This is a genomic window from Pedobacter miscanthi (genome assembly GCF_032678605.1).
GTDB classification, from domain to species: Bacteria; Bacteroidota; Bacteroidia; order Sphingobacteriales; family Sphingobacteriaceae; genus Pedobacter; species Pedobacter miscanthi_A.
Genome location: NZ_JAVTSU010000001.1, coordinates 121,940 through 147,484, shown reverse-complemented (window position 1 = coordinate 147,484; position 25,545 = coordinate 121,940). Strand labels below are relative to the sequence as shown.

General features: G+C 39.1%; 24 protein-coding genes. 14 read left to right on the top strand and 10 right to left on the bottom strand.

Annotated elements, in window-relative coordinates; all coding sequences use genetic code 11:
- Positions 1 to 11: 11 nt before the first annotated feature.
- Positions 12 to 818: a nucleoside triphosphate pyrophosphohydrolase gene (gene mazG / locus R2R28_RS00530; protein ID WP_316823749.1), complete on the top strand. Its 807-nt coding sequence runs from the start codon at positions 12 to 14 to the stop codon at positions 816 to 818.
- A gap of 75 nt (positions 819 to 893) precedes the next feature.
- Positions 894 to 2,018 (top strand): ATP-binding protein, encoded by a 1,125-nt coding sequence (locus tag R2R28_RS00525; protein WP_316823748.1) that lies wholly within the window; start codon positions 894 to 896, stop codon positions 2,016 to 2,018.
- On the opposite strand, the gene R2R28_RS00520 is transcribed toward R2R28_RS00525, so the two are convergent.
- Positions 2,013 to 2,396 carry a YchJ family protein gene (locus R2R28_RS00520; RefSeq protein ID WP_316823747.1) on the bottom strand — a complete coding sequence of 128 codons (384 nt, stop codon included), beginning with the start codon at positions 2,394 to 2,396 and terminating at the stop codon, positions 2,013 to 2,015. The two genes, R2R28_RS00525 and R2R28_RS00520, sit on opposite strands and share 6 nt — an antisense overlap.
- A gap of 74 nt (positions 2,397 to 2,470) precedes the next feature.
- Between R2R28_RS00520 and R2R28_RS00515 the strand changes: the two genes are divergently transcribed.
- The gene (locus R2R28_RS00515; protein ID WP_316823746.1) at positions 2,471 to 3,271 is read left to right on the top strand and encodes a tRNA pseudouridine synthase A; all 801 of its coding nucleotides are present in this window, start codon (positions 2,471 to 2,473) and stop codon (positions 3,269 to 3,271) included.
- A gap of 36 nt (positions 3,272 to 3,307) precedes the next feature.
- Entirely contained in the window at positions 3,308 to 3,748 is a 441-nt protein-coding gene (locus R2R28_RS00510; protein ID WP_316823745.1) for a hypothetical protein, read from the top strand.
- Positions 3,749 to 3,841: 93 nt separating this feature from the next.
- Here R2R28_RS00510 and R2R28_RS00505 read toward each other — a convergent pair whose 3' ends face one another.
- Positions 3,842 to 5,062 carry an ABC transporter permease gene (locus tag R2R28_RS00505; protein ID WP_316823744.1) on the bottom strand — a complete coding sequence of 407 codons (1,221 nt, stop codon included), beginning with the start codon at positions 5,060 to 5,062 and terminating at the stop codon, positions 3,842 to 3,844.
- Between the two features lie 298 nt (positions 5,063 to 5,360).
- On the opposite strand from R2R28_RS00505, the gene R2R28_RS00500 reads away from it, so the two are divergent.
- Together R2R28_RS00500 and R2R28_RS00495 are read left to right on the top strand one after the other, a co-directional pair.
- A complete protein-coding gene (locus R2R28_RS00500; protein ID WP_316824174.1) occupies positions 5,361 to 6,512 on the top strand; it encodes a DUF1343 domain-containing protein in 1,152 nt (383 codons plus the stop codon).
- A 173-nt stretch (positions 6,513 to 6,685) separates the two neighbouring features.
- Entirely contained in the window at positions 6,686 to 6,892 is a 207-nt protein-coding gene (locus R2R28_RS00495; protein WP_316823743.1) for a hypothetical protein, read from the top strand.
- 135 nt (positions 6,893 to 7,027) lie between these two features.
- On the opposite strand, the gene R2R28_RS00490 is transcribed toward R2R28_RS00495, so the two are convergent.
- Positions 7,028 to 8,071, bottom strand: a complete 1,044-nt coding sequence (locus R2R28_RS00490) for a DNA topoisomerase IB (protein WP_316823742.1) — start codon at positions 8,069 to 8,071, stop codon at positions 7,028 to 7,030.
- A 92-nt stretch (positions 8,072 to 8,163) separates the two neighbouring features.
- Here R2R28_RS00490 and fmt point away from each other — a divergent pair, with 92 nt between their 5' ends.
- On the top strand, positions 8,164 to 9,072 hold the full coding sequence (gene fmt / locus R2R28_RS00485; protein ID WP_316823741.1) for a methionyl-tRNA formyltransferase: 909 nt from the start codon (positions 8,164 to 8,166) through the stop codon (positions 9,070 to 9,072).
- Positions 9,073 to 9,910: 838 nt separating this feature from the next.
- Here fmt and R2R28_RS00480 read toward each other — a convergent pair.
- Both R2R28_RS00480 and R2R28_RS00475 read right to left on the bottom strand, forming a co-directional pair.
- Positions 9,911 to 10,750 (bottom strand): aminotransferase class IV, encoded by an 840-nt coding sequence (locus R2R28_RS00480; RefSeq protein ID WP_316823740.1) that lies wholly within the window; start codon positions 10,748 to 10,750, stop codon positions 9,911 to 9,913.
- Between the two features lie 3 nt (positions 10,751 to 10,753).
- A complete protein-coding gene (locus tag R2R28_RS00475) occupies positions 10,754 to 11,782 on the bottom strand; it encodes an RluA family pseudouridine synthase (protein ID WP_316823739.1) in 1,029 nt (342 codons plus the stop codon).
- A gap of 102 nt (positions 11,783 to 11,884) precedes the next feature.
- Here R2R28_RS00475 and R2R28_RS00470 point away from each other — a divergent pair, with 102 nt between their 5' ends.
- From R2R28_RS00470 to R2R28_RS00455, 4 genes are all read left to right on the top strand, one after another.
- Entirely contained in the window at positions 11,885 to 12,913 is a 1,029-nt protein-coding gene (locus tag R2R28_RS00470; protein ID WP_316823738.1) for a DUF6588 family protein, read from the top strand.
- 65 nt (positions 12,914 to 12,978) lie between these two features.
- On the top strand, positions 12,979 to 13,848 hold the full coding sequence (locus tag R2R28_RS00465) for a 1-aminocyclopropane-1-carboxylate deaminase/D-cysteine desulfhydrase (RefSeq protein WP_316823737.1): 870 nt from the start codon (positions 12,979 to 12,981) through the stop codon (positions 13,846 to 13,848).
- Between the two features lie 477 nt (positions 13,849 to 14,325).
- Complete coding sequence (locus tag R2R28_RS00460) at positions 14,326 to 14,922, top strand: TetR/AcrR family transcriptional regulator (RefSeq protein WP_316823736.1); 597 nt, start codon at positions 14,326 to 14,328, stop codon at positions 14,920 to 14,922.
- A gap of 4 nt (positions 14,923 to 14,926) precedes the next feature.
- Entirely contained in the window at positions 14,927 to 16,075 is a 1,149-nt protein-coding gene (locus R2R28_RS00455; protein WP_316823735.1) for an NAD(P)/FAD-dependent oxidoreductase, read from the top strand.
- Between the two features lie 251 nt (positions 16,076 to 16,326).
- Here the strand turns inward: R2R28_RS00455 and R2R28_RS00450 are convergent, their stop codons facing one another.
- On the bottom strand, positions 16,327 to 16,560 hold the full coding sequence (locus R2R28_RS00450; protein WP_316823734.1) for a hypothetical protein: 234 nt from the start codon (positions 16,558 to 16,560) through the stop codon (positions 16,327 to 16,329).
- Between the two features lie 456 nt (positions 16,561 to 17,016).
- Here R2R28_RS00450 and lat point away from each other — a divergent pair, with 456 nt between their 5' ends.
- On the top strand, positions 17,017 to 18,348 hold the full coding sequence (gene lat / locus R2R28_RS00445; protein ID WP_316823733.1) for an L-lysine 6-transaminase: 1,332 nt from the start codon (positions 17,017 to 17,019) through the stop codon (positions 18,346 to 18,348).
- A 1-nt stretch (position 18,349) separates the two neighbouring features.
- Positions 18,350 to 18,751 carry a hypothetical protein gene (locus R2R28_RS00440; protein WP_316823732.1) on the top strand — a complete coding sequence of 134 codons (402 nt, stop codon included), beginning with the start codon at positions 18,350 to 18,352 and terminating at the stop codon, positions 18,749 to 18,751.
- Between the two features lie 1,028 nt (positions 18,752 to 19,779).
- Here R2R28_RS00440 and R2R28_RS00435 read toward each other — a convergent pair.
- The 4 genes from R2R28_RS00435 to R2R28_RS00420 form a co-directional block, all read right to left on the bottom strand.
- A complete protein-coding gene (locus R2R28_RS00435) occupies positions 19,780 to 21,141 on the bottom strand; it encodes an acyl-CoA dehydrogenase family protein (protein WP_316823731.1) in 1,362 nt (453 codons plus the stop codon).
- A 193-nt stretch (positions 21,142 to 21,334) separates the two neighbouring features.
- Entirely contained in the window at positions 21,335 to 22,051 is a 717-nt protein-coding gene (bshB1, locus tag R2R28_RS00430; RefSeq protein ID WP_316823730.1) for a bacillithiol biosynthesis deacetylase BshB1, read from the bottom strand.
- Positions 22,052 to 22,057: 6 nt separating this feature from the next.
- Positions 22,058 to 22,570 (bottom strand): glutathione peroxidase, encoded by a 513-nt coding sequence (locus R2R28_RS00425; RefSeq protein ID WP_316823729.1) that lies wholly within the window; start codon positions 22,568 to 22,570, stop codon positions 22,058 to 22,060.
- 6 nt (positions 22,571 to 22,576) lie between these two features.
- On the bottom strand, positions 22,577 to 23,191 hold the full coding sequence (locus R2R28_RS00420; protein ID WP_316823728.1) for a DUF4294 domain-containing protein: 615 nt from the start codon (positions 23,189 to 23,191) through the stop codon (positions 22,577 to 22,579).
- A 109-nt stretch (positions 23,192 to 23,300) separates the two neighbouring features.
- Here R2R28_RS00420 and R2R28_RS00415 point away from each other — a divergent pair, with 109 nt between their 5' ends.
- Complete coding sequence (locus R2R28_RS00415; RefSeq protein ID WP_316823727.1) at positions 23,301 to 25,508, top strand: bifunctional (p)ppGpp synthetase/guanosine-3',5'-bis(diphosphate) 3'-pyrophosphohydrolase; 2,208 nt, start codon at positions 23,301 to 23,303, stop codon at positions 25,506 to 25,508.
- Positions 25,509 to 25,545: the final 37 nt, after the last annotated feature.

Sequence of the window (25,545 nt, the reverse complement as noted above, 5' to 3'; positions counted from 1 at the left end):
AATAACATAACATGCCAAACAACCCGATTCCTGCCACTGCAAATAACCCTGCCGATGCGTTTACGCGTTTACTTACCGTTTTAGATACGCTGCGCACCCAATGCCCCTGGGATAAAAAACAGACCATGGAAACCCTCCGCCACTTAACCATAGAAGAAACTTATGAGTTAAGTGATGCCATTTTAGAAGGTGATTTGGATGAAATTAAAAAGGAACTTGGAGATGTAATGATGCACCTGGTGTTTTATTCGAGGATAGCTTCGGAAACCAACGATTTTAACATTACCGATGTGTTAAATGGAGTTTGCGACAAACTGGTAAATCGCCATCCGCATATTTATGGTGATGTAGAAGTGCAGAACGAGGAAGATGTAAAACGCAACTGGGAGCAGATTAAACTGAAAGAAGGCAATAAATCGGTACTGGCCGGCGTCCCTTCTTCGCTGCCTGCCTTGGTTAAGGCCGCACGCATACAGGAAAAGGCCCGCGGTGTAGGTTTCGATTGGGAAGATAAAAACCAGGTTTGGGAAAAAGTAGAGGAAGAACTGCAGGAATTTAAAGCTGAGTTTAATGTTACGGATAATACCGCTATCGATATAGAAAAAGCCGAATCAGAATTTGGCGATGTACTTTTCTCGCTGATTAATTATGCACGGTTCATCAATATCAATCCCGAAAATGCTTTAGAAAAAACCAATAAGAAATTCATCAAACGTTTCCAGTACCTCGAAAATAAAGCAAAAGAAAACGGGAAAGCCCTTGCCGATATGACGCTTGCTGAAATGGATGTATATTGGAATGAAGCAAAGAAATTATAGCTAAAAGGAGTAAAATCGCAAATTTAATATAAATTTTGCGATTCTATTCGCAAAATTTATATTAAATTTGCGATTATGATTTTAAGAGCGATATCCAATTCTATTGAAAAACACCTGAAAGATGAAAAGGCAATCATCCTTTTAGGTCCAAGGCAAGTTGGAAAAAGTACGCTCTTGCAACAATTGTCTCCTAAATTTACCAAACCGGTTATGTGGTGGAATGGTGATGATGCAGATATTAGAACAATATTGAGCAACACCACTTCTACATCGTTACGTGCTCTATTGGGGAAATCAAAAACACTCGTAATAGACGAAGCGCAAAGAATTGATAATATCGGTCTGTCTATCAAATTAATTATTGATCAGCTTAAAGATGTAAAGGTAATCGCTACAGGCTCATCAGCTTTTGAGTTAGCCAACCATATCAATGAACCACTTACCGGCAGGAAATGGGAGTACAACCTGTTCCCATTTTCGTTTGGAGAAATGGTAGAAGAACATGGCTTACTTACCGAAAAAAGATTATTACACCATCGCCTGGTGTATGGCTACTATCCAGAAATTGTAAACAACCCTGGCGGAGAAGAAATACGGCTAAAACAATTATCAGATAGTTACCTATATAAAGATATCTTAACCTGGGAGAAAATACAAAAACCTGATAAGATGGAGAGATTAATACAGGCTTTAGCTTTTCAGGTTGGCAATGAGGTATCATACAACGAACTGGGCCAATTAGCAGGTTTGGATAATCAAACAACTGAAAAATATATCGATCTGCTTGAAAAAGCATTTATTGTATTCAGACTGGGATCTTTAAGTAGAAACCTAAGAAATGAGCTGAAGAAAAGTCGAAAAATCTATTTTTACGATAACGGGATCAGAAACGCGGTCATTAATCAATTTAGTCCGGCGGTATTAAGACAGGATATTGGGGCGCTTTGGGAAAATTTTGTCATTAGTGAGCGGGTTAAATTTATGGCCTATAAGCAAATTAACTGCAATCAGTTTTTTTGGCGCACACATGCACAGCAGGAAATAGATTATATCGAAGAAAGAAACGGATTAATGAGTGCTTATGAAATTAAATGGAATCCAAAAGTTAATACGAAATTTCCAAAAACATTCTTAGACGCCTATAAAAATGTGGAAACCAAAGTAATTACACCTGATAATGTAACTGAGTTTTTGTTATAAATAAAATTCCCCGTCCACGTAATACCACTTACCATCTTCTAACCTGAAATTAGATTTTTCGTGCAGCACCTCTGTCTCAAACTTTTTGTTCAAATAATAGGCTTTAAACTTCACCACATCAAAAGCCGAAAAAATAATTTCGAGTTTTAGCCATTTGGTATTTTTTGCGCTGTTTAAATAAGCGCTTTTAGCGTGATTCTTCCTTTTACTGCTATGGGTAGTTTCGTAAAGATAACCGGCATCGGCCACCACAAAAGCCGAATACCGCGACCGCATTAATGCTTCAGCAGTTGGTGCAGTTTTCACACCTAAATGATAAGGCTGGCAACAAAGCTGAAAGGCCATTCCGCTTCCGCAGGGACAGTTTATTAAATCCATAATCAAAATTTACGGTACAAAAATAGCTTTTAATATTCCTGCTGCTAAAATTTCCGTAAAATTGCACCGAAATAATGAGATACTTCTTCCATATTGCATATCAAGGTCAATACTACAGCGGCTGGCAAAAACAACCCGGGGTTAAAAGCGTTCAGGAAGTTATTGAGCAAACACTTTCTAAAATCTTAAAATCGCCAATTGCCATTAACGGTTGTGGACGCACAGATGCACATGTACATGCAAGTCAGTTTTTTTTCCATGCAGATATTGAAAAAGAAATTGATTTCGACCTACTCTACATCCTGAACAAAGCTTTGCCCTATAACATTGCGGTATTCGACATTATTAAAATGGAAGGAAAGCCCCATGCACGGTTCGATGCCGTACAGCGGAAATACGATTATTTTGTACACACCTATAAAGATCCCTTTTTAAGTACACAGAGTTCCTTTTATCAGTTAAACAACCTCGATTTTGATAAAATGAGAGCTGTTGTAAAACTTTTACCTCAGTATAAAGATTACAGGGCCTTTTGCACACATCCAGATAAATATGAGCATACCATCTGTAATGTAATGGAAGCCGGTTTATTTATAAATCCTAAAGGCAACCGGTTTAGGTTTCATATTGCCAGTAACCGCTTTTTAGGCAAAATGATCCGCATTATTATGGGTAAAATGTTAATGGTTGGTAAAGGAGACCTCGGTATCGATGAATTTGAGAGTGAACTGATCACTTTAAAGCCATCCAAACTATCATTGCCTGCACACCCAACAGGCTTATACCTTTCTAAGGTTACCTATCCTTATCTAAACCTCGAACCACGCACCGAATTTATCCCAAGCGTAAAAGAAACGGACTGGATCTCGATGTAATTGTAGCGTTTTTATTTTGAGTTCCGTTTAAGGGATATGAAAGCTCCAGTCCATATCCTCTTATTTGTAATATGCCTTTCTTTCAGCTGTAAAAAACCAACCACAGTTGATGTAATTACAGATGGTAATTATACAGGCGTACTGGTGGTAACCAACAGTGTTAAATCGGTGCCCGAAATTACGCCTATTTCCATTTCTTTAAAAGAGGGTACGTTTAACTTTAGCGCCAGTGGGAATTTAAAGCCTTCGGCAGTAAAAGGGACTTATACTTTACAAAATGGCATTGGTAATTTCGCAGCTGAAGGCGTTTGGACAGCCGATTTTGACTGGAACAGGATTTTAAACGGTGAGTATGATATTAGAAGCAGCGGTGTAGATTTAACTTTAAAAAGAAGATCTAAGCCTATAACAGATCCTTCTCCGGCTACTTCTTACGCTACATTGACTTACGAATATATTTTAAAAAGAGCCGATTAACACGAAATTGGAAATTTGATCATAAGAGCTTAGGTTTAGGTTTGCTTGGGCATCGGGTTTTGATCTGTCCGGTGACCCAAGTTTTTTAATTTACTACTTAAACCTGATGGCTTTTAACGGCGAAACCTTGCTGATTAATAGCGAAGGAATGATTAAAACGGTTAAACATACCACCACTGTAATTACGTTAATAGATAAAACATCTATAAAATGAAATTCGATAGGTGCATAAGCCAAAAAGTATGAAGCCTGGTTAAGTTTGAAAATATGCGTGGATTGTTGCAGGAAACCAAGTCCTAAACCTAAAATATTACCGAGCAACAGGCCAATCCCAATCAGATAAGCAGAATTGTAAAGAAAAATCTTCATGATACTCCAGTTGCTGGCGCCAAAAGATTTTAGCATCCCGATCATGTTCGTGCGTTCCAGAATCATAATCAGCAAAGCAGTAACCATGTTAATTACGCCAACAATCAGCATCAAACTGAGGATTACATTTGTATTTACATCAAGTAAACCCAGCCAGGTAAAAATATTCGGAAAGTTTTCTTCAATAGAATAAGAACGTAAATTACGGGGAAGACGCTCGTATATGTTATCGGCAACGGGTTTAAGTTTATTAAAATCCTTAATCCTGATTTCGATGCCACCAATTTCATTAGGTTGCCAGTTGTTTAAACGTTTGATGATATTCAGGTTACCTAAAACAAAACCTTTATCAATATCTTCTACCCCAATATCGTAAATACCAACGATTTTAAATTTCCGCGGACGCAGCTGATTCTGTACAAAATACATGATAAAATCGTCACCCGTTTTAAGTTTTAATCGATTAGCGGTATAATTAGAGATCAACAATTCCTGCATGGCAGCCGTACTGTCGGCAAAATCGATGATCGTACCACTGATGATATGTTGCTTGATATAATCCCACTTATAATTTTTATCAACCCCTTTGAAATTAATGCCTTCAATTTCGCTATTGGCCGAAAGAATGGCTGGTTTTGTTGCAAAAGGATAATAAAATTCAATATCACGGTTGTTTTTGAGCATCTTTTGTGTTGCGGCATCCAATACAAAAGGCGAATGCTCAAAAGAATTGTTCAGATCGTAACGCGTAATCTGTACATCACCCAGATAACCCCTCACTTTATCCTGGATTTCGGTTTTAAAGCCTTTAATAATGGCAATGGAGAGAATCATAACAGCCAGACTCAGCATCACGCCTGCAATTGCAATGCGGACAATCAGTTTTGAAAAGGTACGCTCAGATTTAATGGCTATCCGCCCTGCTATGAAATATTCGAAATTCAATTTAATCAATTGTTAAGTAACAAAAATGCTCAATTCCTTTTAAAAAATGGCATTTTCGGAAATAAATAAGCAACTTTAAACATCAGGAATCAACTTACAACAGGCAAATACCAATAGCATAAATCAAAATAGCGGGCAAATTGTTTTGTTGTCATTACCGGAAGATTAGAATAATAAGAAAATGAAAAAATATATCTGCCTTGCTTTAACGGGCTTAATTGCCTTATCGGCCTGTGGACAACCAAAACCACTTGAACAGGAAATTGGAAAAGGGAAAAATCTGGAAAACAGAAAGCTGATGATCAGGACGCCCAAACTGCCATCTGCATTAAAAACAGGCGCAGAACAAACGGAAAAATACCTGCCATTATTAAAAGGAAAACGGGTGGGTATGGTGGTTAACCCTACTTCAGTTATCGGTGCGCAAACCGCTGTTGATAGCTTGTTAAAACTTGGTGTTAAAATTCAGAAGATATTTGGTCCTGAGCATGGTTTTAGGGGCAACGCAAGTGCCGGTGTTACGGTTAACGATGATGTGGATACCAAAACGGGCATAAAAGCCATTTCGCTTTATGGCAAACACAGCACCCCTACTGCTGAAGACCTGGCCGATATTGATCTCATGGTTTTCGATATACAGGATGTGGGCGTACGTTTTTACACTTACATTAACACACTCCAACATGTGATGGAAGCCTGTGCGGCAAATAATAAACCTTTATTGATTTTAGATCGGCCAAACCCGAACGGTTATTTAATCGACGGGCCCATTTTAGACCCTAAATTTAAATCGGGTATTGGTGTACAACCCATTCCGATTGCCCATGGTTTAACCATTGGAGAATATGCACAAATGTTAAATGGCGAGGGCTGGTTAAAAGATAAGGTGAAATGTAAAATCACCATTATTAAAAACGCCGGTTACAACCACGATATGGAATATACTTTGCCCGTTAAGCCTTCTCCAAACCTCAACACGCAACAATCTATTTTACTTTACCCATCTACCTGTTTATTTGAGGGTACTTATTTAAACCACGGCCGTGGCACCATGTTTCCTTTTACCATTGTTGGAGCACCTTACCTGAAAGGAAAATTCGATTTCAGCTTTACACCGAAAAGTATAAAAGGCATGTCTGAAACTCCACTATTCCAGGATCAGGTTTGTTATGGTTTAGATTTGAGAAATTATGATACGGCGAAACTGGTTAAATCAAGACAGGTTAATATCAGCTGGTTAATTGAACTTTATAAGGCTTCGCCAAGGAAAGAAGATTTTTTCAACACCAAACTGAGCAAAGAAATGGGTACAATAGAAAGACTGGTTGGTGTAGCCGATTTTAGGCAGCAGGTAATTGACGGAAAAAGTGAAGCCGAAATCAGGGCGAGCTGGGAACCGGGATTAAGTGCCTATAAAACCATGCGTAAAAAATATTTACTTTATAATTAATGATTGAATGTGAGAAGGAGTGAGTGAATTAATGAATTTTGAATGCGTAAATGGCGGAACTCTGCTTTAGAAGATAATTTCCAAACTTAACAGATTGTGATTTGTTATTACATAAGTGAATAGAGATTATTCTCATTAAAAATTCAATCATTCAAAATTCAATCATTATAAGCATGAGCGGTCCAAAAGTTAAAAGCGATAAACCCGGAAGTAATTATCAGGAAGAAGTACCTAAGGGCAGGGAACCTGTTGACCATAAAACGGTAAGGAAAGAAAACGACAGCACACCAAATAAAGCACCAAAAACCAATAATCCGGCTAAGCAGCGTGAGGAGGAAGAACAGCCTGTGCATCCAATAAAAAAAGCACCGAAGGAGTAATTTGTAGCATCGTCATTATAACTGATGCAAAACTTACAAGCGGTCGTCTCGACCGGAGCATAGCGAAGTGGAGAGACCCGCCTTGGGGTAGATTTCTCCATTCCGTTACACTACAGTCGAAATGACGAGTTGTTATTACTTACTATTCGCCTTTAAAAACGACAATAAAACTTTCTCATCGTGTGCTAAGCCCAATTTGCCGGTTACTTTATTGTTGTTCATTTTTTTCATGTATTTACCCAGCGCATCATTTTCATAAGCGGTAAGCAATAGCGGATATACATAAGAACTTTTACAAACAGCCCGGGTATTTCCGAGTTTTTTTGCCACACAATCCAATACGGTAACAATGGCTTTTTTAGAATTTAAATTAAAACGCTCATCGGCACTGCATTTAGAAAACTGACGCAAAGCTTCCAAAGTCCCGCCCCAGGTTCTGAAATCTTTTGCGGTAAAATCGTCGCCGGTGATTTCTTTAATGTAAGCGTTTATTTTGCCCGAATCGATGCTTTTATGCTCCTTTCCATGGGTGTAAAACTGAAACAATTCCTGCCCGGGAATATCCCTGCATTTTTTAACCAGTTTCGCCAGCGATCTATCATTTAGTTCTACTTTCTGCTGAACACCTTTTTTACCTCTAAAGTCCATGGTAATTTTGCTCCCATCGATTTTTACATGCTTATCACGTAGGGTTGTGAGCCCAAATGAACCATAAAGCTGTTTATAACTTTCGTTCCCTACGCGGATCAATGTTTTCTGGAGTACATCAACGGAGATGGCCAAAACTTTCCGTTCATCAAAATCTTTCCTGCGAAGGTCTTTTTCGAGGTTTTTCCTTGCATTGGGCAGGGCTTTTCCAAATTCCAGTAAACGGAAATATTTATCTTCCGATCGTCGGCTCGTCCATTTTGCGTGGTACTTATATTGTTTTCTTCCGGCGGCATCAATCCCGGTAACCTGTAAATAGGCATTGGGTTTACTGGCGATCCATACATTTTGCCATGCAGGTGGAATAACCAGTGTTTTAATTCTATCGAGGTGTTTTTCTTCCTTTATTTTATGACCATCCTTATCTTCGTAATAAAATTTACCCGGTTTGCCTTTGCGGTAAATCCCAGGCATGCCGTCGGTTACATACACCAATCCATTCGCTTTTACAACATCTTTGCCTTGTATCATTTTTTGCCTGTAAGTATGGGTTTATTTTTAGTTATTTTGCAAAACTTTAACGCGGGTATCCACGTTATTTTTAGAAACACAACACTTTCTTTATGAAAATAGTTTTTATGGGTACGCCCGATTTTGCTGTTGCCTCTTTAGATGCTTTATTTCAAGCCAATTTTGATGTTGTTGCGGTAGTTACCGCACCTGACAAACCTGCTGGCCGCGGCCAGAAACTGAACGAAAGTGCTGTAAAAAAATATGCTGTAGAAAAAAGGATTCCAGTTTTACAGCCCGAGAAATTAAAAAATCCTGAATTTATTGAGGAGTTAAGATCATACCAGGCCGATTTGCAGGTGGTGGTTGCTTTCAGGATGTTGCCTGTAGTGGTTTGGAATATGCCTGTTAAAGGAACCATTAATTTACATGGTTCATTATTGCCGCAGTACCGCGGTGCAGCGCCGATTAACCATGCCATTATAAACGGAGAGAAAGAAAGTGGTGTAACCACCTTTTTTCTGAAAGAAGAAATTGATACAGGCGATATTATCCTGAGCGACAGTGTTGCCATTGCAGACGATGAAACAGCAGGTGATCTGCACGACAAATTAATGGTTGTTGGTGCCAATTTACTGGTTAAAACCCTTCACGCCATTGAAGCAGGCGAAGTAAATGAACAACCGCAGCCACAAAGCGGCGAATTAAAACATGCTCCCAAGATTTTTAAGGAAGACTGTAAAATCGACTGGAACAATCCGGCACAGCAGATCCATAATTTAATCCGGGGTTTAAGCCCTTACCCAACCGCTTTTACGCTACTTAATGATAAAACTTTAAAGGTATTTAAAGCTGAAATTGAAGATAAAGAACCAGGTATTGCTGCCGGAGGTTTTTTAACCGACGGTAAAACGTATTTAAAATTTGCGGCTAAAGATGGTTTTATTAAACTTCTGGATATCCAGTATGAAGGTAAAAAACGGATGCTGATCGAAGATTTTTTAAGGGGAATGAGGTTGTAATAGAGTTTGGAGTTAAGCGTTTGGAGTAAATCAACCAATTAGGGTTGTCTTTTAGAAAGCAGTTGCAGTAGCTTTTAGGTTAGTGTAGCCCTGCTCCCGCCTCTGCCAATTGATCCCGCATTGATCCTATCGTGTGGACACCATTAATTATAAAGATTCTTTTCCCGCGCTATGCCGCGGCGGCAAGGTAGTTTTTCACAGTTAATGTTGTTTTTAATGGTGTTCAAGAATGCTGCGCATTTTGGGGCGCCAATTACCCAAAGCGCTGTGTTAGCACTGGCAATGTGGCTTCTCACCATCCCACGCTCATCAAAAAAACAGCGGCAATTGTTTTGCTCGTTTCTGCTCAATGAAAGTTTGAGTGATATTTTCACAAAACCACTGCGTTTCAGGTTTGGTAGCGCAAGCTGTCCTATTGTGCAACTGTTTTTTTGATCCTTCCGCCACTTGGGATTGACGGAGTTCTTCGGTTAGGGCTGGGTTATTTCAAAGCAAGCTAGCATAACGCCACAAAAATTTAAAAAAAATGTGTCCACACGATAGGCTTTGATCGGGTTTAAAATGCATGAAAAGTGCTCCTATTAAAAGTTAAATAAACCCGACCAACAGCGTTATCCCCGATTCCTTCTATCGGGATTAAGCAAAGGGCGAGACTAACCGGAACCGACTAGCACAGTTATTGCTTTTAAAAAAATGAGTATTAAAATGATTTTAAACTGTGCTTCCTACGGAATAGACCCAGCGTTCCGCTGCGCTCCGGTTGGAATGACGAAGAAGTGAAATCTGCCATAACCAAGCACCAAACTACAAATGAACCAATGGCTAATGAACCAATGAACTAAATGGCATTCAATTTTTCATTCAAAAACTTCGATACCTCGTTAAAATAGCGTTTTCTGCCATACCCCATTATCCATTGGATACCCTGGGTGGCATTGGTGATAAAAACCTCTTCGGCTTCCTTTAAAATTTCGGGATTAATCTGTGCTTCGATTAAAGGCAGATCATTCATTTTGCACAACTGCATAATGGCGGTACGCATTACGCCACTTACACAACCTTCGGCTAACGATGGCGTGTAAATCTGTTTGTTATACACCACAAATACATTAGCGCTGATGCTTTCGCAAAGAAAACCATGTTGATTCAGGATCATCGCTTCATCTAAGCGGTTCTGACTTTTAAAAATTCCGGCCATTACATAGAGCAATGCATTGGCTGTTTTAAAGTTAGATAACTTATTTACAGGTTTGGTTATTTCGTCATAAACATCTATGATCAAACCTTTACTGTTGAGTTCGTAAGCAGACGATTTTAAAGGAATGCCTTCCAAAACATAATCTGCCTTGTTAATTTCGGGTGTATATACCCCAGCACCTCCTCTGTAAACGGAAAGACGGAAACGGACATTTCCGTTCCATTTGTTTCGTTTGGCGAGATCGGCTGTTTTTTGACGCAGAAAATAATCGTCCATTAAAGCATGACCGTCGATTTTAAGTGCTTTCATTCCGGCTGCAAGCCTATCGGCATGTAAATCGGCAAATTGAAGCTTATTATTGATCATACGCATGCTTTCGAACAATCCATCGCCAAATTTAAAGCTCCTGTTGGCGGCGGTTAAAAATGGAACATCAGCCGCCTGAAATTCATCATTAAATAAGAGGTACTCCTGAAGCATATTTTATGATGTAACGATATAATTTTCCCATTTGGTTAATCCCGCTTTAAAATCGGGCGGCAATGGCGATTCGAAATACACGTATTCTTTTGTGGTAGGGTGGATAAAACCTAAACTCTGCGCATGTAAAGCCTGGCGTGGCAATAACTCAAAGCAATTATCTACAAACTGCTTGTATTTATTGAAGGTGGTTCCTTTTAAAATTTTATCACCGCCATACATGGCATCATTAAAAAGCGGATGCCCGATATGCTGCATGTGCGCCCTGATTTGGTGCGTACGGCCGGTTTCCAGCTCACAGCTGATTAAAGTTACATAGCCCAAACGCTTTAATACTTTATAATGCGTTACCGACCATTTTCCTTTTTCCTCATCATCATAAATATCCATTACACGGCGGTCTTTTGCACTTCTGCCAATGTAACCGGTTACGGTGCCATCGTTTTCGATATCACCCCAAACCAGTGCAATGTATTTACGGGTAATGCTGTGATCAAAAAACTGACGGGCAAGATGGGTAATCGATTTTTCATTTTTACTGATCAGCAATAAACCTGAAGTATCCTTATCAATGCGGTGTACCAAACCCGGACGGCCATCGTTACCCGGCAATTGAGGCAATTGCTCAAAGTGAAAGGCCAAAGCATTAACCAAGGTTCCCGTATAATTGTTAAAGCCAGGATGCACCACCATTCCGGCAGCTTTATTCACAATTAAAAGATCGCTATCCTCGTAAATTATATCGAGTGGTAAATCTTCAGGATAAACTTCTGTATCGCGTGGCGGATGTGGCAAAACAATCGAGATTTCATCAAAAGGTTTAACCTTATAGCTCGCTTTAATCTGTTTTTGGTTAACCAATACATTACCGGCATCTATTGCATTCTGGATTCGGTTTCGCGAGGCATTTTCTACACGAACCATTAAAAATTTATCAATACGCAGCAAAGACTGCCCTTTATCGACAATAATTTTTAAATGCTCATATAATTCCTGCTCCTCTGATTCCTGCAATTCGACCACATTTTCCATGATGCAAAAATAAACTTTTAACTTCAAGAATTTTTCAATGATTGCAGTTTTCGAAAAAACAGCCTTATCTTTAGTACAATCAAATCATCCTAAATCATTTATATGAAAAAACACTACTCTTTAAAGGCTTTAGCAGCCTTATTTTTATTGGTAATGGCGCAAAAAGCAAGCGCACAGCAAGATGTTGGCGGCCTTTTTGTAGGCGGACCTGCAGATGCAACCAAATTGGTTAATGCTTATTTTGATCCTTTATACAAAGGTTTAGGATTGGGTTTAACCGATGGATGGTCGAATACTGCCAAATCAAAAGGTTTTTTGAAATTTGATGTCAGGTTATCGGCCTCCGCTGCTTTCGTTCCGCAATCAGGCAGAAGTTATGATGTAAATACTTTAGGCTTAAGTAATATTAAACCTGCGGGCACGGCATCAACTGGCCCAACAGCCTTTGGTAATGATCAGGAAGGCGCAAGGATGCAGATTTACACCAGCAACGGGATCCCAACAGGTAAATTTTTCAACCTGCCACAGGGCGTGGGTTTCCACGTAGTACCTTCAGCCCAGATTCAGGCTACCCTGGGTTTACCCAAAAATATTGATGTTACCTTAAGGGCAATGCCGAAAATAAAGTTAGGCAGCGACCTGGGCAGTTTATCAATGATTGGTTTTGGCGCCAAAGTTGAACTTTTGCCTTTATTTATGGGTTCAACCACAGAAAAACTTGTTCCGGTAGACATTGCAATAGCAGGCGGTTTTACCCAGTATAAATATACTTTACCTTTAAATATCGATAATGTGGAAAATTCAGATCAGCGTATTGATGCGAAATTTAATGGTGTAAACTTTGATGCCATTGTATCAAAAAAGATTCTATTTTTTACACCATTTGCAAGTGTAGGTTATCAAACTTCCAATACCAATTTAAAGGCTTTAGGTACCTATCGTTTTGCAACAAGCGCAACTACCTCGGCAACTTATGTAGATCCGGTTTCGGTGAAACAAACCGATATTGATGGCATTAGAGCAAGTTTAGGCTTTCAGTTAAAGTTCGGTTTCTTTAAATTTTACGGTTCATATACCCAGGCGAAATACAGTATGGTTAATGCCGGTTTTGGTTTCGGAATTGGCAAATAGTTAATTATTGAACATAATATTCTTTAAAAACACCTGAAATATTCAGGTGTTTTTTATTTTTACACGTGTTCGAAGAAATATATAGCCCGGTACAAAAAATTACATTTGCTCCTTTTACCAATCTTTTCGTAAAACGCGATGATTTGATAGATCCTTATATTTCGGGTAATAAATGGCGTAAACTCAAATATATTTTAGCTCAGGCAAAGGCAGAACACAAAACGCATTTAATAACCTTTGGAGGTGCGTATTCCAATCACCTGGTAGCTACGGCTGCTGCAGCATCAAGATCAGGTTTAAAATCAACTGCTTTTGTACGCGGGGAAGAAGTTAAAAATGAAATGTTATTGTTATGCCGTTTATTTGGCATGAAACTCATTTTTACTGATCGCCAAAGTTATCGGGATAAACAAAAATTGTTTGAGCAGCATTTTGCCAATGATGAACAGGCTTATTTTATTGATGAAGGTGGCGCTTCAACAGAAGCCATAAGAGGTTGTGCAGAAATTATTAGCGAATTAACCGGTACCTATGATCATATTTTCTGTGCTGCCGGAACAAGCACTACCGCTGCAGGATTACTTAAAGGCATTCAGCAACAAGGCTTACACACAAAGCTCCATATCATCCCTGTATTAAAAGGTGGCTCGTTTATTAAAGATGAAATTGAAAAATATACTCCCCTTTCTGGTCAACTGGAACTTCACCTCGATTACCATTTTGGAGGTTATGCAAAAACTACCCCGGAACTGATCGGTTTTATCAAAACTTTTACTGCCCAAACCGGACTGCTGTTAGATCCTGTTTATACCGCAAAAATGTTTTATGCTATTGTCGATTTACAAAAACAAGGAATTATCAGGAAGGATGAAAAAGTACTTGCTATCCATACAGGTGGCTTAATGGGGCTTTTTGGCATGAAGGATAAATTTTAATGATTTAACCACAGATCAAAAGGATCCACACAGATAAAGAATCTATTGCCGTGGTATGTGTCTCCAATTACCATTACATCCTTCTTTTATTATTCATCAAATATTTGTGACCATATAAGGCATTTGAGCAGCTTTTATGACCTTATATTTCTTATATAGTTGAATTAGATTTAACAATCTTTAGTTCAAACATATCGCCATGGTATGTGTCTCCACGTACCATTACATCCTTCTTTTTCATTAAATATTTTTGACCATAAGGGCAATTAAGAAACATGTAAGCTCATAATTTTCATATGGTTTACCGATGCTTCAAAGGCCTGTAATCAAAAAACCATGGGCCCTATCTCTTCAAATACCAGCTATCAAATTAACGCTACAGTTAGTTAAATTGTCAATCTAATCTAAAATTTAAACAAGAATTTTAAAGTAAACAAACGTTTACTTACTTTTGATCCATATTAAATTATAAATTAAATGAGGCCAAAAAATCTTGAGAAAGAAGCAGCTATCCGATCCATTGCCTTACAGATTATCTCTGACGAAGGATTGGAAAACCTCAGCATGCAAAAGCTCGCTAAGGCAGCTAATATATCTCCCCGAACCATATACATCAAATACGAAAACAAGGAAGATTTGCTGGTAAAACTTTTTATAGAAGAAGTGCTTGGCAACTACGAAAAAGCAGTTTTGCAAAACTTCAACCCAGAAATGAAATTTGCCGAAGGCATGAAAAGGCTTTGGTTAAACACCTTTCATTATTTAAAAAACAACAAACCCTCTTTTTCCTTAATCCAATATGGAAAATCTTCTCCCCTGCTAAACAAGGCTTTTCAAGAAAAAAACATTCTACAAGGTGCTTTCTTTGCTCCTATTCATGTTTTCTTAAAAACAAATGTTGAGGCTGGCCTGATAAAGGATTTACCGCACGATGTACACAGGGCTTTGCTCTTTTCGCCTATCCAGGACCTGGTAAGCGAATATTTCGATCATTTAGACCGCCCGGTACAGATTATTACGGAAGAGGTGATTTTAACCTGTTGCGAAATTGTAATTAAAGGCATAACTAACTAAAAAAATGAATAACCTTAAGAATAAAAAAATTGCCATTATCGGCGCTGGTCCTGGTGGTTTAACTTTGGCCCGTTTGTTACAGATGAATGGCTTTAAAGTGAACGTTTATGAACGTGATACCGACGAAAATGCTCGTCCAAAAGGTGCTACGCTTGATTTACATGAAGAATCAGGTTTGGCAGCGCTCCGGGCAGCCGGATTGATGGATGCATTTATGGCCAACTACCGTCCTGGTGCCGATCGTACCCGCATTGTTGATCAGTATGGCAATATTGTATTTGAGGATAATGATACAGACAATCGAGAAGCTTTCCGCCCGGAAATAGACCGTGGTCCGTTGCAAAAAATCCTTTTAGATTCATTAGAAAAAAATACGGTAATCTGGAACAGTCATTTTATATCGCTTAAGCCTGATAATAATTCATGGCTAATCGAGTTTAAAAATGGAAATGTGGTGCAGGCAGATATCGTAATTGCAGCAGATGGGGCAAACTCTAAAATCCGTCCATACATTACCCTTATTAAACCGTTTTATTCGGGTGTTACTGTGGTAGAAGGTGCTGTTTACGCATCTGCAACAACTACACCGAATATGCATGCTTTATTAAACGGCGGAAAAATATTTGCGATGGGTAGCGAAAAATCACTCATCGTAAGTTCAAAAGGCGATGGAAGTTTGGTGTTTTACACGGGTTGTAATACAGCAGAAAACTGGGTAAAAGAATCGGGTATCGATTTTTCGGATAAAAAGCAAGTGATTAACTGGTTTAAACAGGAATTTTCGGATTGGGATCCAATCTGGCTTGAGCTATTTGAAAATGCATCAACTGCTTTTATTCCACGGCCGCAATATTGCATGCCATTGGACCAAACCTGGAAAAGCCTTCCAAATGTAACCATGCTGGGCGATGCAGCTCATTTAATGCCTCCTTATGCCGGTGAAGGGGTAAATATGGCCATGCTGGATGCTTTAGAACTCAGTCAATGTTTTATAGATGATCGTTTCCAAACCACCGAAGCGGCCATTTTTGCTTATGAAAAACAGATGTTAAAAAGAGCATCAGAAACGGCCGACATGACTATGCAATCTACGAAAGCACTTCATGCCAAAGGTGCGCTCAATTTTTTGATCGATATTATCGGAGGAGCATAAAAAAGGTTCCTCATTAAGGAACCTTATAAATTATTTAACCTGTAATGACGTGTTGCTTGAGGTAAATGTATCATCTCTTAGTATAAAATGGAACAAAAATCGACCAACGTTATTAAAAAATAGATATCTGGTACTGCAGGTCTTTTTTAAGTACCAATCATGGTCAAAAAACCATGTTTAACTTATCCTTGCTGTTTAATTAGGAAAGACATGTGGGTGGTGTCCGTATCTCTTATTTTAACAACTACAGTTTAAGAAGCATTTGAAACAGCACCACCGGTCATCGAATCAATCTCACCATGGGGACGGAATGTAGCGGCCAGTTTGCCCATCTCCCGCTCCGGGATCAGCCTTGGGTCGCTGAATTGCATTTTCATTATTTCTAAAGGAATATTGATCATCCCCTTATTGGTTTTGAGCAAAATATGATCATCAAAAGGCAATGCAGAACTGAATTCCCCAATCTCAGGTTTAAAAATAGTCAATCGGATTAGCAGCTCGTAGTAAAGAAAAAGGGGAAATTTCATTGGCGCAAAGTTACCTGATCATAAATTTAATATTAAATTATCATTACAACAAGGTTAACGCTTCACTTAACATTGAATTAACCTGCACCTGGCTTAATACCAATTCAAAATTTACCGTAAAAATAAATTAAAGCTTAAGGAACAAGGCCTTTCGGGTAAAATCCAAATAATAAAAATATTCAATGTACTGCAAGGCCATAAGGAATTCAGGTAGCGGTTTGATCTGTCATGCAAAAAGAAAAGAGGTAACTTAGCAAAAAAGTTTTCCACATCTGTGAAGTCCAAAACCCGTTTTTGTCTATAATCATACTTTAAACGATCTAAACCTATTTTTTGTGTAATTCTTACAAAAAGTGCTTAAATTTTGATTTTAGGCACATTTAGCTAAATTTGGGATATACCAAAACCAAGTTTATGTATCAATTAACAGTACCAGCAGATCGCGTTAACGAATCGTTAAGAAAGCACATTTTGGCCGATGGTTTCGACCTCACCTATGATATGGAAAAAAGTCATGGTGCCTACATTTACGACTCAAAATACAACAGAACTTTACTTGACTTTTTTACCTGTTTTGCATCCGTTCCACTGGGTTATAACCACCCCAAAATGATCAACGATGAAGGTTTTAAGAAAAGCCTGTTTCAGGCTGCCTTAGCCAATCCTTCAAATTCGGATGTTTACACCCAGCAATACGCACAATTTGTAGAAACATTTTCTAAAGTTGGCATTCCCGATTACCTGCCACATGCTTTTTTTATTGCTGGTGGAGGCTTAGCAGTAGAAAATGCCATCAAAGTTGCCATGGACTGGAAAGTACAGAAAAACTTTGCCAAAGGATATACCGAAGAAAAAGGCTTCAAGGTTTTACACTTCGAGAGGGCTTTTCACGGCCGTACAGGTTATACCTTAAGTTTAACCAATACCTTACCCGATAAAACCAAATGGTTTGCCAAATTCGATTGGCCAAGAGTTGCCGTTCCCGAAGTTAAATTTCCACTTTCAGGGAACAATTTAAGTCACGCCGTCGAAACAGAAGAAGCTTCGCTAGCCCAGATTAAAAAGGCCTTTGCCGAAAATAAAGATGAAATTTGTGCCATTATTATTGAGCCCATACAATCAGAAGGCGGTGATAACCATTTACGCGAAGAATTTTTAATCCAGCTTAAATCACTAGCTGATGAAAATGAAGCCTTTTTAATTTATGATGAAGTGCAAACCGGTGTCGGCTTAACTGGTAAATTCTGGTGTCATCAACACTTTAGTGAAAAAGCGCAACCAGATATTATTGCCTTTGGTAAAAAAATGCAGGTTTGTGGTATCCTGGTTGGCAATAAAGTAGATGAAATTGAAACCAATGTTTTTAAAGTTCCCAGTCGGATCAATTCAACCTGGGGCGGAAATTTGGTAGATATGGTACGCTCCAGTCAGATTTTACAAATTATAGAAGAAGACCAGCTTTGCGAAAACGCGGCAAACATTGGTACCTATTTACGGGATAACTTATCAAACCTGTCGCATAAATTCGATAAAATGAGCAATGTACGTGGCAGAGGTTTGCTCTGCTCATTCGACTTCCCTACTAAAGAAATGCGGAATACTTTTATCAGCAAAGGGCTAGAAAACAATGTTATGTTTTTGGGTTGCGGAGAGAAAACCATACGCTTCCGCCCGGCACTTTGCATTGAGCAAAAACATATTGACGAAGGACTGACTGTTATGGAAAAAATATTGCCTTTATTGTAGCATGAACAAAAAACCGTTAGTTTATATCATTCCTATTGGCGTTTTAATATTGGTGTTTTTCATGGTCAAAGATGTTTTTGACCAACCGGGCGTTGAAGATATGAAAGCCGGTTTTAAAGAAATCGTTAAATATAGAAACGCCAATAACACGGGGCCTGTACAACGCATTTATGTGATAACGGTTAAGGATTCTGTTTGGAATGAAATGCAGGATTATGGCAATTTAATGCCGCATACCAAATATGGCAATACCAAGGTTTACTTCTTCATGCAAAATGGAAATTTTCCGAATACATTGCAACCTGGAGAAGTAAACTTCGACCCTGCTTTTAATAAAACCTGCATTGCCCTGTACGAAAAAAGTGCGATGAGCCAGGTGGCGTTTAATAAACATCCGTATTAAACAGAAGGCAAAATCCGGGAAGTTGATTGCCCAAAAGATTTAATCCTTACGGTTTGGAAATACACGGTTCTGTGCATTTGGTATTTTCAGTCCCGCTTTTGTTTCTGCCAATTAGAAAGAAATTAGGATCCACGACAATCGGGTTTAGAAACAGGGTTCGTCGCCTGAAGAATAGCCCGCACCCACTCTCAATCCCCTTTCAGTCCTCACAGAACGAAATAATATTATTGCGATATAACAAACGAATGATCTCTGAAGGCACAGACCTTGGATTAAATTACTTATTGCCTCGAGGAAGCAAACGCTGTTAACCAAACCCGACAGTAGCGAAAATCCTTTTTGCTTGCAGTACCCTTAAATATGCTGTCATGCTGATGTACGAAGCATCTGCAAGCTATGGAACAGATGCTTCGTCCCTCTGCATAACAATTGCTCAAAAAGATTGAAGCAAATGGCGGGACTACGGCAGCTACGAGATACTCACTTTCATTTCCCAACCCTAAAACTATTATTTATTTACTCTATAGTCTTCGAGTACGCTCAAGCTGACATTTGCTCGCAGCCCATTAAACTCACGAGGTTCCCTAACGTTTAGCCTGTTAAAACTTCGTGAGCTTTCCAAGCCCTATACAAAAGCCAGCTCCTCCGTCTGTGTCCTAACAGAATGTAACACGTAAGCATACAAATTGGCTTAAATGACAAACCGCTGTTACTAAACCCGACAGTAGCGAAAATCCTTTTTGCTTGCAGTACCCTTAAATATGCTGTCATGCTGAGGTACGAAGCATCTGCAAGCTATGGAACAGATACTTCCTACCTCAGCACAACAATTGCTCAAAAAGATTGAAGCAAATGGCGGGACTACAGCACCTACGAGATACTCACTTTCATTTCCCAACCCTAAAAACTATTATTTATTTTACTCTATAGTCTTCGACTACGCTCAAGCTGACATTTGCTCGCAGCCCATTAAACTCACGAAGTTCCACAACGTTTAGCCTGTTAAAACTTCGTGAGTTTTCCAAGCCCTATACAAAAGCAGAAAACCCGGTTATGGCCCGCCCTACTATCAGCGTATTAATCTCTTTTGTGCCTTCATAAGAGTAAATCGCCTCAGCATCGGCCACAAAACGGGCAACATTATATTCGAGTAAAATACCATTTCCACCCATCACTTCTCTGGCTTTGCTTACTACATCGCGGGTTCTTAACGAACAAAATACTTTTGCTAAAGAAGCATGTTCATCTTTCAGCAAACCCTGATCCTGAAGTTGCGATAACCTGAAACAAAGTGTTTGCATTGCCGTTAAGTTCGATAACATTTCTACCAGATGGTTCTGGATCAGCTGAAAAGAAGCAATGGGTTTACCAAACTGTTTTCGGGTTCGGGTATATTCCAAAGCATTTTCGTAAGCGCCACGAGCGCAACCTACGGCCTGCCAGGCTACCCCTGCCCTTGTCATTTGTAGTACCTTAGCTGTATCTTTAAATGAATTTGCATTTTGCAAACGATCGGCTTCTTCTACTTCGCAATTGGTTAACGTAATAATCCCATTCTGAACGATACGGAGTGCCATTTTATCCTGCATTTTTTCTACTGCAAAACCTGGATTATCCTTTTTCACAATAAAGCCCTTAACATCACCGCTTTCTTCATCGCGGGCCCAAATAATGAGGATATCGGCAAAAGTGGCATTCCCGATCCATTTTTTCTGCCCGTTTAATACCCATTTACCATTTATCTTTTTGCAGGTAGTGGTTAAACCTCCAGCTGCCGCAGAGCCAACCTCGGGCTCGGTTAGTCCAAATGCGCCTATAATTTTAAATTGCTGCATCAGCGGTAACCACTGTTGTTTTTGTTCTTCCGACCCACATAAATAGATCGATCCCATGGCCAAGCCGCTCTGTACACCAAAAAAGGTAGAAATTGAGGTATCAATCCTGGCCATTTCCATCGCTAAAATTCCTTCCATCAAATTTGATTTTCCCGGGCAGCCGTAACCCTTGTAGGTTAAACCACAGATATTCAGTTCAGCAAGTTTTGGGATAATTTCAAAAGGAAATTCGGCCTTATTCCAGTAGTGGTTTACAATCGGTTTTACCTCCTTTTCTAAAAAGGCACGGACCTTTAACTGCAGTTCGCGGTCTTCATCTTTCAGTGCTTCATCACCTAAATGATAAAAATCGCCCTCAATTGGGGGTAATTCTTTCTTTTTATGCGACCCACCCATCATTTTCATCATACCCTGGATTTGTTTATCATCCAGGCTCGATATGGTTTCGACCATTTTGGGTAAATCGACTTTTTTCGATAAAGCTTCTAATTTATCGAAATCTACATGTTTAAAAAGATTGTAAGCGTTTTTGAGAGATGAGAATATATTCGCCATTATTATTCGTTTTGAGAATAACAAATAAAGGGCGGTTTTGTTGGCTACCAGAATTTGTCATTCTGAGGAACGAAGAATCTACAGCCTATGGAAAAACAAACCAATGTACAGAACAGACCGAAAATTTGTACCGCAATTGCGTAAGTGCTTTTTATGTTAAAGATTCTTCGCTGCGCTCAGAATGATAATCACTCTACCTCAAATCAAATAAATTATCAACCCCCAGCAATTTCCTCGAAGTAAAACCTTCGCCAAAAGTAGTACCTATACTTTTACCAAATTCCCTCGAACGGCCAATTACACTTTCAAAAAATTCCGGCGAAGAAATATAAGTCTGCAATCCATCAACATCAGGATTGTAAAACTGGGTTTTAAAAGCTTTAATGGATTCAATTTTTTTATCCATGTGATCAGATATATCAACAATAATGTCTGGTCGTAAATAACGATCCTGAATATACTGCAACAGCAACCTCGGGCGGTGTGCTGCTTGATTAATACCATCAACAAAAGTTTCGATTTTTGGCAAACCCGATAAAAAAACCGAATCGTAAACCAGGTCCCCTGCCCTGCCATGATCAGGGTGACGATCTTCCAGCGCGTTGCTTAAAATAATTTCTGGCTGATATTTCCTGATCATTTTAATTACTTCCAAACGATGGAATTCATCATTCTGAAAAAAACCATCGCGCATCCTCAGGTTCTCACGGGCATGTAAACCCAAAATTTTTGCAGAATCTGCTGCTTCCTCATCCCTCGTTTCTGCAGTACCACGCGTACCCAGTTCGCCACGGGTTAAATCTACAATCCCAACTTTTTTACCGAGGGCAATATGTTTTAAAATGGTTCCTGAACAGCAAAGCTCTGCATCATCAGGGTGCACGGCTATAACTAAAATATCTAACTTCATGGTATATTATTGGGCATTTTGACTCAGCAACTGCTGAATTTTCTTTTTAATCTTCGAACTCAATGGCTTGGTGAAGGGTAAAAAATAATCTACCAACTCGCCATTTTTGTTCACAATGTATTTATGAAAGTTCCAACGGGGTTTTGAACTTAATTTTGAATTTTGTTTCTTATCGCTCAAAAACTGATAAAGAGGATGAGCCTGTGCGCCACGCACCATTATCTTATCAAAAACAGGGAATTTTACACCATGGTTGATTTCACAAAATGAGGCAATATCAGAGCCGTTTAAAGGTTCCTGCTTCCCAAAATCATTGGTCGGGAAACCCAGAATCTCGAAATCCGCACTGTTAATCTCGTCTTTAAGCTGCTGTAATTCTTTTAACTGCGGTGTAAAACCGCACTCAGAAGCTGTATTTACTATTAAAACAACTTTGTTCCGGTAGGCTGATAACGGCTGCTCTTCACCATTAATTTTCTTAACCTTGAATGAATAAATATTCGGAATGCGTTCCTGCATTATATGTTATTGATAAAATCCAGAAGTACGGATGATAGATTCTATATCCTTGTCCTCATTCGGATCGTAAGTGCTTTTTAAATTATGTCCTACCACACGGGCAACAATCTGATAAGAAAATGCCGCAAAACCACCTTTGGTCTGCTTTACAATTTCGTAAGTTGTTCTGCCCACTTCGCGGTCGATCAGTTTCGTTAAAATCTGACCTTGAGTAATCGTTAATTCTTTAATTTCGCGGTTAAACATGTCTTTAATTTCTTTATCACATTGTTTAAGCAGCTGTTTTTGTTCTTTTTTCTCAGGCGTTTTAGCAATATCCTGTTCTAATTGTTCGTACCTGCGTTTTGCAAATAACGCATAAGGCATTACCTTTAATACATTATACCTTAAACGGTTAAAAGCGGCTTGTTCTGCCGGCGATTTCCAGATTCTGGCAGCATAAATATTCACGTCACTTAGCTGCATCCACGGAATCATGATACCATTATCATTTGTTGAGGCTACTCTGATTGTATCGCTTTTACCCAATTTCGGGAATACAGGGGCACCAGTATCCTGGGCCCGAAGCGAAATGCTACAAATCATTACAATACAAAGAAAAAAGAGCCCTTTAAATTTCATAAATTTATACTTTTACAAAGTTAGGTGTTATTTCATATATTAGTTGTTTCACAAATCTAATATAAGTTTTATTCAGAAATAAGACGCAATTTTTACGCAAAAAATACAAATGAAAACAGAGTTAGTGATTGATTTAGAGGCGGAAAAGCAAGAAATTCTAAAAAGATATAGGGCATTATTACGGGCGAGCAAATCTACCTTGCAAAAGGGTGATAAAAAAGAAATCAGGAAAGCTTTCGATATGGCGCTGGAAAGTCATAAAGATATGCGGCGTAAATCAGGCGAACCTTATATCTATCATCCTATTGCCGTGGCGCAGATTGCTGCAGAAGAAATCGGCCTTGGAACAACCTCTATTGTGTGTGCTTTGCTTCATGATGTTGTTGAAGATACGGATATTACCCTTGAAGATATTGAACGCGAATTCGGCAAAAAAACCGCGAAAATTATTGATGGTTTAACCAAAATTTCAGGCGTTTTTGATACCAATAGCTCTTTACAAGCCGAAAACTTCCGTAAAATGCTGCTTACCCTGGCAGATGATGTTCGGGTAATCCTGATTAAGCTGGCCGATCGTTTACACAATATGCGTACGATGGATTTTATGCCCCGCCATAAGCAGCTTAAAATTGCGTCAGAAACGATTTATTTATATGCCCCGCTGGCTCATAGATTAGGCTTATATGCCATAAAATCGGAACTGGAGGATCTTTCCATGAAATATCTTGATCCGGACACTTATAAATTCATCGCAAAAAAATTAAACGAGAAAAAAGCAGAACGTGCACTTTTCATTAAAAAATTCGTAGAACCGATTGATGAAATTGTTCACGAACAGGGTTTAGTAGCCGATGTTTACGGCCGGCCAAAATCGATCCACTCGATATGGAACAAAATGAAAAAGAAAAATATTCCTTTCGAAGAGGTTTATGATCTTTTTGCCATCAGGATTATTCTGGATTCGGCACCCGAAAATGAAAAGGCTGATTGCTGGAAAGCATATTCGATCGTAACCGATTTATACCGCCCCAATCCCGATCGTTTGCGCGACTGGGTGTCTTCTCCAAAAGGAAATGGCTACGAAAGTTTGCATACTACGGTAATGGGGCCACGCGGACAATGGGTTGAGGTACAGATCCGTACGCAGCGCATGAATGAAATTGCCGAAAAAGGTTTCGCGGCTCACTGGAAATACAAAGAATCGAGCAACGATAACGGTTTAGATCAATGGATCCAGAAAGTCCGAGAAATGTTAAGCAATCCGGAAGCTAACGCTTTAGATTTTCTGGATGATTTCAAAATGAACCTTTTCTCTGATGAGATTTTCATTTTCACGCCAAAAGGTGCACTAATTCAATTGCCGTTAGGCGCTACCGCGCTGGATTTTGCTTTCGAGATCCATACCGATGTTGGCGCAACCTGTATTGGCGCCAAAGTAAACCACAAGCTGGTTCCCATTTCGTACAAACTTCAAAATGGCGATCAGGTAGAAATTATTACCTCGAGCAAGCAAACGCCAAAAGAAGACTGGTTGAATGTGGTGGTTACCGCAAAGGCGAAATCGAAAATTAAGTCATCTTTAAAAGAAGAAAAACGTAAAATAGCCGAAAATGGCAAAGAAATTTTAGAAAGAAAGCTAAAATCGCTAAAAATCACTTACAATACCGATAATATCCAAAAGCTGAGTTATTTTTTCAAACTCCCTTCAACACAGGAGCTTTTTGTAAATGTAGCCCTTGGAAAAATTGAGCTAAAAGATATTAGAGAATATTTAACAAGCGAAAAGGAAGTAGAAAACCGTGGACCGGAACGCCCTGAAAACCTCACTATTGACGGCATTAAGAATAAAATTAAAGGTGGCGAATCCGATATTTTACTGATCGGTGAAGATATGCAGCGTATTGATTACACGCTTGCCCCTTGTTGCAACCCGATTCCGGGGGATGACGTTTTCGGATTTATTACGGTAAGCGAAGGCATTAAAATACACCGGACCAACTGTCCAAATGCCGCCCAGTTAATGGCCAATTATGGTTACCGGGTAGTAAAGGCCAAATGGAACAGACAAAAAGAACTGACCTTTTTAACTGGTTTACGTATTGTTGGTATTGATGATGTAGGCCTGATTAACAACATAACCAGGGTAATTTCGACCGATTTTAAGGTGAATATGCGCTCTATAACGGTTGATACCAACGAAGGAATATTTGACGGCTCGATTATGATTTTTGTAAACGATACTGAACACCTGGAAAACCTGATTAAAAATTTATTAAAGGTTAGAGGCGTTACAGGGGTGACGAGGTTTGATGCATAGTTTAGTCCGAAAGTAGGGAGACTGAAGTCAGAAGTCA